The 13,492-nt window shown below is 57.2% G+C and carries 9 protein-coding genes and 4 pseudogenes; 11 read left to right on the forward strand and 2 right to left on the reverse strand.

The genetic code is table 11. The annotated features are described in order from the left end of the window. Nucleotides 1-18 precede the first annotated feature (18 nt). The 6 genes and pseudogenes from kdsA to BM031_RS26160 form a co-directional block, all read left to right on the forward strand. Nucleotides 19-861 (forward strand): 3-deoxy-8-phosphooctulonate synthase, encoded by an 843-nt coding sequence (gene kdsA, locus BM031_RS23115; protein WP_091877017.1) that lies wholly within the window; start codon nucleotides 19-21, stop codon nucleotides 859-861. A 484-nt stretch (nucleotides 862-1,345) separates the two neighbouring features. Next, the gene (locus tag BM031_RS26450; protein ID WP_502501503.1) at nucleotides 1,346-1,684 is read left to right on the forward strand and encodes a four-helix bundle copper-binding protein; all 339 of its coding nucleotides are present in this window, start codon (nucleotides 1,346-1,348) and stop codon (nucleotides 1,682-1,684) included. A 326-nt stretch (nucleotides 1,685-2,010) separates the two neighbouring features. Next, nucleotides 2,011-2,161 (forward strand): annotated as a pseudogene (locus BM031_RS25725) (transposase); the annotation flags it as partial. After that, on the forward strand, nucleotides 2,152-2,604 hold the full coding sequence (locus tag BM031_RS23125) for a DUF6328 family protein (RefSeq protein WP_177207880.1): 453 nt from the start codon (nucleotides 2,152-2,154) through the stop codon (nucleotides 2,602-2,604). The pseudogene BM031_RS25725 and the gene BM031_RS23125, both read left to right, overlap by 10 nt. Before the next feature lie 200 nt (nucleotides 2,605-2,804). Next, nucleotides 2,805-3,161: a VOC family protein gene (locus BM031_RS23130; RefSeq protein ID WP_143084689.1), complete on the forward strand. Its 357-nt coding sequence runs from the start codon at nucleotides 2,805-2,807 to the stop codon at nucleotides 3,159-3,161. A gap of 191 nt (nucleotides 3,162-3,352) precedes the next feature. After that, nucleotides 3,353-4,182 (forward strand): annotated as a pseudogene (locus tag BM031_RS26160) (IS3 family transposase); the annotation flags it as partial. Nucleotides 4,183-4,189: 7 nt separating this feature from the next. Here the strand turns inward: BM031_RS26160 and BM031_RS23140 are convergent. Continuing rightward, the gene (locus BM031_RS23140; protein ID WP_091877029.1) at nucleotides 4,190-5,566 is read right to left on the reverse strand and encodes an IS30 family transposase; all 1,377 of its coding nucleotides are present in this window, start codon (nucleotides 5,564-5,566) and stop codon (nucleotides 4,190-4,192) included. A 69-nt stretch (nucleotides 5,567-5,635) separates the two neighbouring features. On the opposite strand from BM031_RS23140, the pseudogene BM031_RS23145 reads away from it, so the two are divergent. From BM031_RS23145 to BM031_RS23165, 5 genes and pseudogenes are all read left to right on the forward strand, one after another. Further along, nucleotides 5,636-5,924: pseudogene (locus BM031_RS23145) on the forward strand (integrase core domain-containing protein); the annotation flags it as partial. 135 nt (nucleotides 5,925-6,059) lie between these two features. Then, nucleotides 6,060-6,350: a hypothetical protein gene (locus BM031_RS23150; RefSeq protein ID WP_143084690.1), complete on the forward strand. Its 291-nt coding sequence runs from the start codon at nucleotides 6,060-6,062 to the stop codon at nucleotides 6,348-6,350. 699 nt (nucleotides 6,351-7,049) lie between these two features. Next, a complete protein-coding gene (locus BM031_RS23155; protein WP_091877033.1) occupies nucleotides 7,050-10,268 on the forward strand; it encodes an Ig-like domain-containing protein in 3,219 nt (1,072 codons plus the stop codon). A gap of 9 nt (nucleotides 10,269-10,277) precedes the next feature. Next, nucleotides 10,278-10,913, forward strand: coding sequence for an NF038129 family PEP-CTERM protein (locus BM031_RS23160; RefSeq protein WP_091877035.1), 636 nt, complete (start codon nucleotides 10,278-10,280; stop codon nucleotides 10,911-10,913). A 419-nt stretch (nucleotides 10,914-11,332) separates the two neighbouring features. Continuing rightward, nucleotides 11,333-12,165, forward strand: a pseudogene (locus tag BM031_RS23165) (IS3 family transposase); the annotation flags it as partial. Between the two features lie 454 nt (nucleotides 12,166-12,619). On the opposite strand, the gene flgB reads toward BM031_RS23165, so the two are convergent. Continuing rightward, entirely contained in the window at nucleotides 12,620-13,090 is a 471-nt protein-coding gene (gene flgB, locus BM031_RS23170) for a flagellar basal body rod protein FlgB (protein WP_307187551.1), read from the reverse strand. Between the last annotated feature and the right edge of the window lie 402 nt (nucleotides 13,091-13,492).

A 13,492-nucleotide genomic window follows, 5' to 3' on the forward strand; every position in this document is an offset into this window, starting at 1 on the left:
GCACAGAGGAAAATTACGATGATCAAAATTGCTGAGAGTGTGAAGATAGGAAACGACGCGCCGTTGGTTGTGTTCGGCGGAATCAATGTGCTCGAATCACTTGAATTGGCGCTCCGTACCTGCGAAGAATTCGTCCGGGTGACGGAAAGGTTGGGCATTCCCTACGTGTTCAAGGCGAGCTTCGACAAAGCGAACCGATCATCGATACGTTCGTTTCGCGGCCCTGGACTCGAGTCCGGCATGCGGATGCTGGAGAAAGTCAAAACGACCTTTGGGGTCCCGGTTCTCACCGATATTCACGAACCCGCGCAGGCCGCCGTGGTCGCTGAAACCGTCGACGTGCTGCAGTTGCCTGCGTTCCTGGCCAGGCAGACCGACCTTGTTGTTGCGCTTGCGAAAACGGGACGGGTTATCAATATCAAGAAGCCTCAGTTCCTCAGTCCAGCGCAGACTTCCCTTATCGTCGAAAAATTCAAAGAGGCGGGCAACGATCAGGTCATGTTGTGCGATCGCGGCACCTGCTTCGGATACGACAACCTCGTCGTCGACATGCTGGGTTTCGGCGTGATGAAGAAGGCCTGCCCCGGCATACCACTTGTTTTCGACGTAACCCATGCACTGCAACAGCGTGACCCGATGAGTCCGACGTCTGGAGGAAGGCGTGGGCAAATCGTGGAGTTGGCCCGCGCCGGCGTCGCCGTGGGCCTGGGTGGAATCTTCCTGGAAGCCCACCCAGATCCGGATTCCGCGAAATGCGATGGCCCTAGCGCCTTGCCCCTCAACGTCCTCGATGCATTTCTTTCGCAACTGAAGGAAATGGACGACCTTGTAAAGTCGTTACGACCAATCGAAATCGCGTAAATCGAAAGCAGTATTTTCATCCCGAGAGTTGGTTGTGAATCGGAACGGCTGGCAACCAGAGGTAATACTGATTCGTATTTTGGAGAATTTTGATGGCAACAAAAAAAATGTGCGCAAGCCCCGCACCGTCTCAAGACGGTCCCGGGTGTCCCGAGAGCGAAACCGATGTTGAGACGGCGCCTGGAATGGACGTCGCCGTCGATGTCGAGCGTGTAGATAGCGATGCATCTCCCGTGATCGACAGCGTCGAAGATTCCGGGAGGTCGGCAAACAGGCGCGATGTCGAAAGCGGGGGCGAGACAGATGCAGGTGATGTCGAGCGGGGACCGGCTTGATCGGCAGGTTCGCACGGTTTTTCTGTCTGCAGACGGCGAGGCAATTTCCAATTCCGCGCGTAATTATTGCGCTTAGGTCTAACATTGCGAATGCATGAGAATCATTCTCTTTTTTAACCCGCTATGGAGACCATATGCAAACTACCAAAATGCACGAAAACAACCTGAAGGCCTGTATCGAGGCATGTGAAGAAGCTATCCATGCAGCCCAGGCGTGTGCTGCGGCTGACATTCGCGAAGGTGGCGCAGCCAATTGCGCCTTGATCAATCTCGATTGCGCCGATATTTGTAGCGCAACCATGAATGCGCTGGCTCGCGGATCGGAGCATCACGGTGATTTCTGTACGCTCTGTGCACATATTTGCAGGGCATGTGCGGCGGCGTGTGCAGCGCATGCTGACAAGCATGCACATTGCGCCGCATGTAAAGCGGCATGCGACGCCTGTGCAGCTGCGTGCGACAAACATGCCCGTGAGCGTGATATCTAAGATCATGCTGCCGTAGCAGATAGCTCGGCTACGGACCGCGCCGTCCAGTAATTCAGTGACCTTCATTGCCTTTGCTTGGCCGCCCGCGGCAAGTACAACCGATGGGCTGCTGTCTCTCGTGCTGATTGCGAAGGGAACGTCGCCGGCGGCGCCGTTCTCTTCGGTGAACCGGGGCAAATAATTGATCTCGCCCATAATGGGTAACGATACAACTACTATTGCTCGGGTCGCTGATCGCCAACGCGGCGACAGTGGGTCGGGTAATCGCCTCCCACGAAGAGTGAGTTCAGAAGTAGAAGTTTCTACTTAGACAGAGAAAGCTCTACATGGAGACGACTTGCTTTACCAACAGCCAGATCATCGCCATTCTCAAGCAAGCTGAGGGCGGCACTCCCATACCCGAGCTGTGTCGTGAGCATGACATCAGCAATGCCACGTTCTACAAGTGGTGCGCCAAGTTTGGCGGCATGGTGGCAACGACCGACCAAGACGATGGCGACCTCAGCGACATGTTGGGCGAACTCCGCGTGCTGCTGCCCAGCGCTCAGTTGCTGTCTGCCTTTCTTATCACGGTACCTTTTGCGCCCGGGTTTGCTGCTGTGGTGGCGGTCGAAAAGCACGTGTTTCTGGCCACCTTTGTGCTTTCTGTCGCCGCGCTGGTGCTCTTCAGCGCTCCGGCCGTGCAACACCGACTTATTCGTCCGCTATCTAACCGGACGCGGTTCAAACACATTGCGACGCGACAAATCCTCGCAGGAGCCGGCGCTTTGTCTCTGGCACTCGTGCTCGCCTCGCAACTAGTGCTTTCGAGCGTACTCGGCCACACGCTGGCGAACCTGGTCGCCGGATTCGTTGCTGCGCTTATTCTGGCACTATGGTGGGTGCTGCCTAAGGCGTGGCGCGCAAGCGGGCGGTTTTGAATCCTGCCATATTGGCACAACTATGCGACGGCTTTGCCGCATATTACAGAAAATGGCTCAAGCCTGCCCATTGGTGCCAGATCGGGTGCACCCTGGAGCAGTAAGCGATGTTTTGCATCTACGGCGAACGGTTTCACCGCTTTGCAAGGACAACTTTGGTGTCCAGCCGAATTTTACTTACGAGAGCGATGGAGGGAACCATGCCACTATCGATCAATGAATTTAAGCCCTATATGCCTGCCAAAGATTTCGAAATTTCGCAGCGTTTTTACTGCGCGCTGGGATTCAATAAGGCGGAGGGTTGGGGTGGCACTGTTGACTTCGAGCTGAACGGGTATTCCTTCCGGTTGCAAGACTACTACGTCAAACAATGGGCAGAGAATTTCATGGTCGTCATTGGTGTTGATGAAGCGCATGGCTGGTATGCAAGGACCTCTGAAATGGAAGCATCCAATGCATTCCCTGGTATGAGCGTCAAACCCATCGAAATAGTTGAGACATCACTTGTTCTCCATGTAATTGACCCGTCCGGCGTCTTACTTGTTTTTGTGCAGTAGTTCCACTCGGAACCATTAGGTTTTTAACTACGGCCCTGCCGACACGCTTAGTGTCGGGTAATCCCCATATTTTTAGAGCTGAGGTACCCTGACTTTTTCGGACATTCCTGTTTGGTAAACGTCATCAACGGGAGAATTTATGAAACACCAAGAAAACATACACGCCGGAGCTTCGTGGGGAAGCGGTTAAGCTGCTTCTGACGCAGGGGCGGACGCTGGACGATGCTTCCCATCGCCTGACGATACCCAAGGGAACGCTGGCCAATTGGTAGCCGCCGCAAAGCGTGGCACATCGCCCAAAGCGGCACCTGGTAGCCGTTCCGTGCCGGAGCTGGAGGCGGGAGTGACGAAGCTCCGTAAAGAGCTGGCAGAAGCCCGTGTGGAGCGAGATATTTAAAAAAAGAGCGGCAGCGTACTTTGCGCAGGAGTCGCTGCCAGGTACGCGGTCATAAACACAATACGATTCGATTTTCCGCTCACGACGTCGTGCCGTGTTTGACGTCTCGCGTAGCGGATTCTATGGATGGGAAAGAGCTCGCCGTCGGCATGCGTGCACGAGGACGAGCGTCTCAAGGTCGCCATCCAGGCAGTGCATGTACAAGCGCGGGAAACCTATGGGCTATTGCGCATGAAGCCGGAGCTGGCCTCCCGGGGTTTTGAGGCGGGTCGCGACCACATCACACGCCTGCGGCGTGAGCTTGGCCTGCGCTGCAAGCAGAAGCGGAAATTCAAGGCAACAACGAACTCGAACCACGACTTGCCAGTCGCGGAAAATCTGCTCAATAAGACCTTCGCGCCGACCCGACCAAACGAAGCCTGGGTGACCGACATCACCTACATCGCCACTGGCGAGGGATGGCTTTACCTCGCGGGCATCAAGGATATTTTTACCTGTGAGCTGGTCGGCTATGCGATGGGTGAGCGGATGACGCAGGGACTGACCACGAAGGCACTCTGGCGCGCTGTACGCAACAAGCGTCCCGCACCAGGGCTAATTCACCACTCTGACCGTGGCAGCCAAGGCGGATTCAACCGGTCGTTGCAACACTAAATTGTTGTACAGATTTTAGGTACGCGTCCAGTGCTTCGGCAGGTGTCTTCCATCCGAGCGTTTTCCGAGGCCTCGAATTCAATGTATTCGCAACAGCCTGGATCTCTCGAGCGCTCCAGCGAGACAAGTCGGTACCCTTTGGGAAGTACTGTCGCAGGAGGCCGTTCGTGTTTTCGTTTGTACCGCGCTGCCATGGACTGTGCGGGTCGGCGAAGAAGACCTTCACACCTGACTCGACCGTGAAGCGGGCACGATCAGATAATTCTTTGCCCCGATCCCATGTCAATGACTGCCACAGAAAGGCCGGCATGTCAGTCACGGTATTCTTGAGCGCATTCGCCATCGTAACAGCTCCATAGCCAGCCAGCGCAGGGCCATTTTTCGTCCTGGGTATTAATCCGTAGCCTTCCTTGCGAGGCAGGTGAACAAGCATGGTAAATCGGCTTGATCGCTCGACCAACGTTCCGATCGCGGACCGGTTCAAGCCGATGATCAGGTCACCCTCCCAATGCCCTGGCAAAGCACGATCTTCGGCTTCTGCAGGACGTTCGGAGATCATCACATCCTCGCTAACGTGTGCCCAGGCTTTGGCTTGCGCTCTGGCCCTCGGTACGCGCAACGCCCTCCCGGTGCGCAGACAGCTAACCAGCTCGCGCTTAAGAGCTCCTCGACCTTGGATATAGAGCGCCTGATAAATGGCTTCGTGCGAGATGCGCATGGATTCGTCATCCGGAAAATCGGTTTGCAGTCGATTAGATATCTGTTCGGGCGACCAACCGATGACCCATTTGCGGTCACCGCGATGCGGCTTGTTTCTGCCTATGAACGGCGCTGGCAGGGGCCCAGAAATGTCATGACCTTCAGCATCGCGAACCTTGCCTTCCAAGCGGTCTTGCACGTAGCTGCGCAACCGTGGACTGGTCATTAGTTTCGAAGGCTTGGCTGTTCTAGCAACCAGTTCCGTCTTCCGCTGCGCAACCGAAGCTCGATACTCAAGTCGGCCGGAGCGAGTTGCAGCGTTACGTGTCAGCTCCCGGGAAACCGTTGAAGCGCTGCACCCGATACGGCGAGCAATCTCTCGTACTCCGACGCCCTGGCACGAAAGAAGTCCAATCTCTTCTCGCTCCGTGAACGACAAGTACCTCCCCGATATTGGGCTCAATATAGAAAGTGGCATGCTACCATTATGACGAAACCAGCGAGTCCCAACCGCCTGCGACACGCCAACCGCCTCAGCAGCCTTCTCACTTGTAATGCCTGTTGCTATCTGCTCCCAGAATTGTCGCTCGGTTTCCCGGCGATGCGAGGGCGCACCCGGTGAGCGCATCGCTCCTCTCCCTGTCAACTTCTGCATCCACCCCGCTGGCCGTCCCATAAACACCTCCTCAAGTTAAGGTGTTGCGACGACCGGTTGAATCCGCCCAAGTATTGCGCGCATGATTACCAAGGACTGGTTAAACAATTCGGCATGCAGGCATCCATGTCACGCAGGGGGAACTGCTACGACAACGCTCCCATGGAGAGCTTCTGGGGAAGCCTTAAAACGAGCTGGTACATCACCAGCGTTACGCCACGCGGGCCGATGCTCAAGCGGCCATCCAGCAATACATCGAGAGATGCTACAACCGCCTACGACGTCACTCACGCCTTGGCTATATTTCCGCCGGGCTGTATTTGCTGAACAATTCAGCAGGCAACAGCAGGCAGCTTGAAACAAGAGTGTCCGCTATTGACAGTACACCTCAGGTACGGCTGACCGTCAGAAAGCAGAAAATGCAAAGCGAAAGGCATTCCTCTTAATAACAAGATCGCTGCGATGAAATCGCAAGTCGCAAGTCGCAATGCTCATGGAAATAGAAGCGAAGCTGATAGAGACTGGTGAAACGCAAATCTCGCTCGCTGATCCAGACTCACGCTCAGTGATGACGCGTTGCTCAGGCATAGTCGTCTACAACGTGCAGACCGCAGTCGACGCCAAGCATCATTTGGTCATTGAGCACGCGGTAATGAACATCGGCAGCGACCGCGACCAGCTGTCCGGTTCGGCCAAGAAATCTCGTGCTGCAAACGGCACAACGGTACTGACAGCGATTGCCGACCGCGGCTACTTCAAGGGAGGAGAAATCCCGGTCCCATGAAGCAGGAATTTGCACTTCGGCGCCATCCACAAAAACCTCCGAAGCCAATGGCCGGTTTGACAAGCCCACTAATTTACGACGCGCTAGATAGCGAGTTTCGCTGCCCGGCGGACGTGGTCCTGATATAGCATTTCGCGAGCGCCGAGAAAGACGTCACGAATCATCGGTTCTGGCACTTGAACTGCAAGGGTTGCCCACTCAAGGACAAGTGCACGCCGAGCTCGCAGCGGCACGGACTGGGCCAAAAGGAGACATTTATTACCTACGGGATACGTACTTCGGCCAGAACAAGACTTGACACATGCGCTAACGCTATGCCCCGCGGCTGCCAGGCTGCAGTAATAAATCGATCGGCCATTGTCATCCGTAGATGACATGACGACTTCGATGGCGAAAACGCATGACCTGGATGGCCGCACCGGAGTGTCGATCATAAGACTGTTTGGTGGCAATCATGCACGTCGTATCGGCACCGAAGCTTGGGCGCGCCACCTCCCAGTGTGAAAATTTTGGAGTATTTATGATTATTTATCCACATTAATTTCATCTAAAGGGCTTTTTTAAAGGGCAAAAGGTCCGTTCTGTCGCGATGTCTCCAATACTGGCAAAAAATTTGTATTTGCCTTACTACATGTATTAATGCATATTGCACAACGGCCGCACCAGTTTCCACAAATACCAACGAAGAGGCTCAGGTTTATGAACCGCAAAAATCAGTTTGGCAAGCAAGGTGTGCCCCGTCGCGCACTGATCGCGATGGCATTGGCGGCACTCAATTTCGGCGTCTCCGCGCAAGATCTCAAGGAAGATCATCGCGAATTCGAAGCCACGCTGTACGCACCGTACTCGGGCGATACCCAGGGCGGCCGGAGTTTCATTCTCAATTTTTCCTATCCCTTCGTTGAAAACGCCCAGGAAATCACTTGGCGCCTCGAACTGCTCGACGCGCGAGGGAATACCGTGCAGCGCTGGCAGGGTATCGAACGCCTGACCGACGCGTCGCGCAAGGTCAATATCGACTGGGCCGCGCGCAGTGCCGATCCAAGCCTCGCCGACGGCATCTACACGCTGCGCATGGTCGCCGTGGCCAAGCCGACGACCGAAGAGGGCTCCGACACGAGCGCCGAGGGTGTCGACGCCGTCCTCGCGGCGGCCAGTGACGTCGAAGAACAGAAATGGGATATCGTCGTCGGCGAGCCGTCAGTGGCTGCCATGCCAAGCGCCGCGACGGTCGCCGCGCCCCTGCCCAAGCAGACCACATCGACCACGTCGACCAAGTCGATGCGCATGGGCGCCGCCACGACCATGGCGGTGGCCGCCACGCAGCCGGCCTACACGGTTTACTTCGGCAACCTGCACAGCCAGACCAACCACAGCGACGGCGGCGGCAACCTGGCCACCTGTTCGGGCGCACAAAATCCCCAGTCCGGCACGGCCGGCGGCCCAACCCAGGCCTACACCTATGCGATGAACAGGGGCCTGGACTTCCTGATGGCCTCCGAGCATAACCACATGTACGACGGCTCCGACGGCACCAACACCGGCGCCGATGCCGTCAAGGCGCGCGCGCTGTTCAAGTCGGGCCTGAATGCAGCCGTCGATTTCAATGCGGCCAACCCGAACTTCCTTGGCATCTACGGCCTGGAATGGGGCGTGATCAATAACGGCGGTCACATGAACATCTTCAACACGCCGCAATTGCTGGAGTGGGAATACAACAGCAGCGGAGAGCTGATCGGCGACACGTTCACGGCCAAGGGCGACTACGCCGGTCTGTACACGCTGATGGCCCAGCGCGGCTGGCTCGGCCAGTTCAATCACCCTTCCAGCAATGGCCAGTTCCTGGTCAACGGCAAGGCGCTCGGCTATACGGCCGACGGCGACACCGCGATGGCCTTGTGCGAAGTGCTCAACACCTCGGCCTTCTCGGTCAACACGACGGAAACGGAAACGGGCCGCAGCAGCTACGAGGGTGCCTGCCAGAAGGCGCTCGAGGCGGGCTTCCACGTGGCGTTCACGACCAACCAGGATAACCACTGCGCCAATTGGGGCGCATCCTACACCAACCGCACCGGTATCCTGATCCCGACCGGCACCGCGTTCACCAACGCCAGCTTTATCGAGGCCGTCAAGGCGCGCCGCCTGTTTGCGACCATGGACAAGGCTTCGCAACTGATCCTCACCAGCAAGGGCAACGGTGCGACGGTGGGCGAGACCCATATGATGGGCGAGCGCATCACCAATTACGGCTCGCTTTCCTTGACCGCGAACTATTCGAACAGCACTGGTAAGTCGGCCTCTACGGTGACTTTCTACGAAGGCGTGCCAGGCCGCAATGGCACCGTCACTGTGCTGGGAACGGGCGCATCGCAGACCATTACCCCGACCCTTGGCGACCATTTCTACTACGCCAAAGTGACCCAGAACGACGGCAATGTCCTGTGGTCCGCACCGATCTGGGTGACCCAGGTGGCCAGCGGCGACGATTTGATTGTCCCGACTGTCAGCGCCAGTGTCAGCGGCAGCAGTGGCAACATCATGCTGTCGGCCAACGCCAGCGACGACAAAGGCGTGACCATGGTTGTGTTCTATGTCGACGGCAACCCGATTTCGGGCACCGACGTGACCCCCTATACGGCCACGCTCGATTCGACCAAACTGCCGAACGGCAACCACAGCCTGGTCGCCTGGGCTTACGACGCGTCCAATAATATCGGCAAGTCGGCCCCAGTCACCTTCATGACCAGCAATACGATCATCGACCTGACCGCACCGGTCGTTTCCGCCAGCGTAACGGGTAGCGCGGGCCGCATCACCCTCAACGCCACGGCCAGCGACAACGTCGGCGTGACCAAGGTCGAGTACTATGTCGATGGCAGCCTGGTCGGTTCCAGCATGGCGGCGCCGTACACGCTGGGATACGATTCCACACTTCTGACTAAGGGCAGCCACAGTCTTGTGACCAAGGCCTACGACGCGGCCAACAACATTGGCAGCTCCAGTGCGGTTGCGTTCACGATCGACAATACGGCGGGAACATCTGCGCCCCTTGCGCCTCACCTGGTGATCAGTCAAATTTATGGTGCTGGCGGTAATTCCGGCGCAGCGCTCAGGAGCGATTACATCGAAATTTTCAACCCGACCTCGGCGCCGGTATCTCTGAGCGGCCTGAGCGTGCAATATGCCTCGTCGGCGGGCACTTCGTGGACCAACACCACGGCGCTGCCAGCGAAGACGCTACAACCTGGGCAATATTTCCTGGTGTCCGAATTTTCGGGCGGCGCCAACGGGTCTGCACTCCCTGCTGCGGATGCGACGGGCACGATCAATATGTCCGGGACCGCCGGCAAAGTGGCCCTGGTCAACGGTACGACTGCACTGCCCGCCGCAGCGAATCCAACAAGCTCGAACGTGATCGATTGGGTGGCGTTCGGCAGCGGTTCAACGCCTGCCGAGGGTGGTGCGCCGACCGCAACGCTGTCGCCGACGACGGCAGCCTTCCGCACCGATGCATGCGTCGATACCAACAACAACCGCGCTGATTTCACGGTCATGGCGGTGGCGCCGCGCAACACGTCGACGTCGCTCCATAGCTGCTTCACCAATGTTACCGCCAGCTTCGGAGTGACCAGCGTGGGTCCTGTGTACAACCGTGCGACTCAGAAGTACAGCGTGACCTATACCTTGACCAACAAAACGGCGCAAGCCATCAGCGGCCCGGTCAACGTTGTGTTCAGTAACCTGACGTCGGGCATCTCGATCGACAATGCCTCAGGCAAGCACAACGGCGCTCCGTACGTCACGTTCGGCAGTGGCGCATTCGCTCCGAATCAGAGCGCAACAGTCACGGTGATCTTCTCCAATCCAAGCAAGAGCCCAATCGGCTACAACGCTGTCATCTACAGCGGCACTCTCTAAGGAAATTACATGTTCAACGTTCAAAAACACCTGCGTCATGTCGTGCTGGCCCTGGGCTTGGTTGCGGCGAACCTGACGGCCGGCGCCGCCGTGCTGCCGACTTACCAAATCGGCATCGCCGATACCGCCACCTCGGACATCGCCTCCATTGACCTGCTATTCAGCAGCATCGACGGCGCCGCCCCCGTGACGGCGTCACTGTCTCACTTTGTCGGCGAGCCGCTGTTCGAGCTCGATCGGACTGGCGCGGTCAGCGGGACGACGGACGGTTTTACCATTGGCAATGCCGGTTCCTATAACGATCTATTCCTTGCAGTGGGCGGTCCGTTTGCGTTCTACCTGAATTTCTCGGAAGACTTCCTCGGTTTCGCCAGCAATTTTGACAGCAACAGCTTCTTCTCGATAGCGCTGTACGACTCGAACTCCAACCTCATCGGCGATCCAAACGGTGCGCTGAACTTTTCGCTATCGAAGACGGGCGTCGTCGTTACTTCGAACTCGTCGCTGCTGAGCCTGACCCAGGTAAACGCTGTCGCCGTACCTGAACCAGCGGACTGGGCGCTGATGCTGATCGGCCTGGTCTTCATGGTCTATTTGACGCGCCGCAATGGCCGCGCCATCGCGCGCCTCTTAGCTGCGGCGTAAGCCACCTCGACGAAAGCACCGTCGATTGCCAAGTGGAGCGCTTGCGCGCCTTGCAGCCGAGCTGTTGCAAGGAGCACATCGAAACCGTGCACGGCAGCGGCTACCGCTTCGTCGCTTGCCAGGCGCAGGCGACGGTCGAGCGCGAGATAGCAGAAGCGTAAATGGTAGGGGCGACAGCGAAGGACCAGTTGCTCGTCCTCAGCGGCGCGGAGCAGGAATACTTGCTGCCCGTGATCGAGGCCGCCGTGCAGGTGCGACCTGTGACGCAGTTGTTTCGGTGGCCCGTTGCAGTCCTTATTGCCGCACGCGATGCTGGTCGCCATGCGCTTCAATGCCTGCGGCGCTCTGCAGCGCCTGGAAGTCTGAACAACAATATGCTCGGCGCCGCCGCGACAGCCCATCTGTACGATCGGGAGGCTGGCGCCGAGCCGATCTGCAAGTTGATGCAGGTCGCGCCGTCGGGCTACTGGCGCCACGTTGCGCAGCAGCGCAACCCGGCATTGCGTTGTGCCCGTGTCCAGCGCGACGATGTGCTGAGCGTCGACATCGAGCGCGTTTGGCAGGCGAACTTGCAGGTTTATGGGGCCGACAAGGTGTGGCGCCAACTGCGTCGTGAGGGAACCGACGTTGCCCGCTGCACGGTGGAGCGCCTGATGCGTAAGGCCGGCCTGCGAAGTGTCATGCGCGGCAAAGTGGTGCGCACGACGGTAGCCGATGCGAAGGCGCCATGCCCGCTCGACCAAGTCAACCGCCAATTCAAGGCGCAGCAGCCGAGCCAGTTGTGGGTCAGCGATTTCACGTACGTCTCGACATGGCAGGGTTTCATGTACGTGGCCTTCGTGATCGGCGTCTTCGCCCGACGCATCGTCGGCTGGCGCGTTAGCAGCTCGATGCGGACCGACTCCGTGCTCAATGCGCTGGAACAGGCGTTGTATGCACGTCAGCCCGAGCGCAACGAGCTCGTCCACCATAGCGACCGTGGGTCTCAAATATGTGTCAATTAAGTACAGCGAGCGCCTGGCAGGAGCCGGCATCGAATCGTCTTGGGTAGCAAGGGCGACAGTTACGATAATGCCCTGGCTGAGACGATCAATGGGCTCTACAAGGCCGAGCTGATCCACCGCCGCGCTCCATGGAAACGCGTGAAGCCGTCGAACTGGCCACGCTGGAGTGGGTGTCCTGGTTTAACCACCACCGCCTGCTGCAACCGCTCGGCTATATACCTCCAGCCGAAGCTGAGGCAAACCATTAAGAGCAACTGAGCAGTCAAGCCATCACGGCCTGACTCACACTAACCGGCCTCCACGGAAGCCTGGGCGGTTCACTGGCAAGATTTCGCTCCTTGCGCTTTCAGAGTGCTGTAAGCGTGACATTCGATCGCATTGCTGATCGCGGAAAGCGGAGAATTGCCATAACCTTTGCCTGGCGACACGGCACAACCACCGCCATGATGTTTATCGCTATGATGCCCTGCCAAAACGGTCGCTCAAGAGTCGATCCAGAATGCCCACATTCAGTTCTCCTTTCTATAACCTGACTCTGCTGCTGAGACGTGCGACAACCTGGGTCTTGGTCCCGATGTTTCAATAGCATGTTAAGCCCAGAATTTCGATCGCATGTGGTGGTGCATGCAAGCACCGTTGCGCTTATCATGCTCAGGTTTGGCATAGGGACGATGGCGTATATGGAAACGATATTTGAATCAACTAGTAAGGCGTCGTCCTAAGGAGTTCTTCCATCTCTTTGTATTCGTGAGACAGTTTCTGAATGGCAAGCTCATATCGAACTGCAGTGTCCGCAAAGGCAGCCCGTTCTACGTCCATGTCCACCGTATTATTGTCCACGCTTCCCTGGGACGGGACACGATATAGGATCGGGAACGGGAGCGGATCATTTGAATGTAGCGTGCGAGACCTTTGACTGCTCTGCAGTTCTGCTTCAGACGGCGCCATCGCCTGGCTCAAGGCAGACTTGAAGTCGAGGTCGCGTGCTTTGTAATTTGGCGTGTCGGCATTGGCTATATTAGACGCAATAAGTTCCAGCTTTCTTCCGTAAATGCTCAGTGACTTCTCCCAGAAGAGGTCATTGTCCCGCCCGTTTGCTCTGCGTATTTCCATAGCCCACTCGCAATGTGTCGATGCTCCCAAGAATACAGGTGTCTTAAGAATGTAAAGCATTAAAAAGAGGCACTTTTGCCGCGCAATGTTACAGATAGTGATCCATATCTCTTTACCGCGCACTCCCGCATTCAAACCGAAGGCGCGCGACTTGGTCGAACACTCTTTGACCTGATGGTTCGACGCAACATCTGGGCAACAGAGCGGCGAGAAGGTTGTGGGGCCGATGCTAATGCAACTGACATCGTATCCGTGGATCAGGCCTCATACCAAGGTAAAAGTTCTGCCCTGTTCCGCTACGAAGTCCGCCAGACGCATGGTAGCTCGCTGTAAAGGGACTGCGTTGTCGCTCAGCTAAAGATCCCTGCGGCGTTTGTCAACGTAGTTGTCGCGTCATCTCAAGCTGCGCGTTTTAATGCTTCTGGCCGAATCCGTTCCGGATTCAACCAGACCTGATCGTCC

This window comes from Massilia yuzhufengensis (genome assembly GCF_900112225.1).
GTDB lineage: Bacteria > Pseudomonadota > Gammaproteobacteria > Burkholderiales > Burkholderiaceae_D > Telluria > Telluria yuzhufengensis.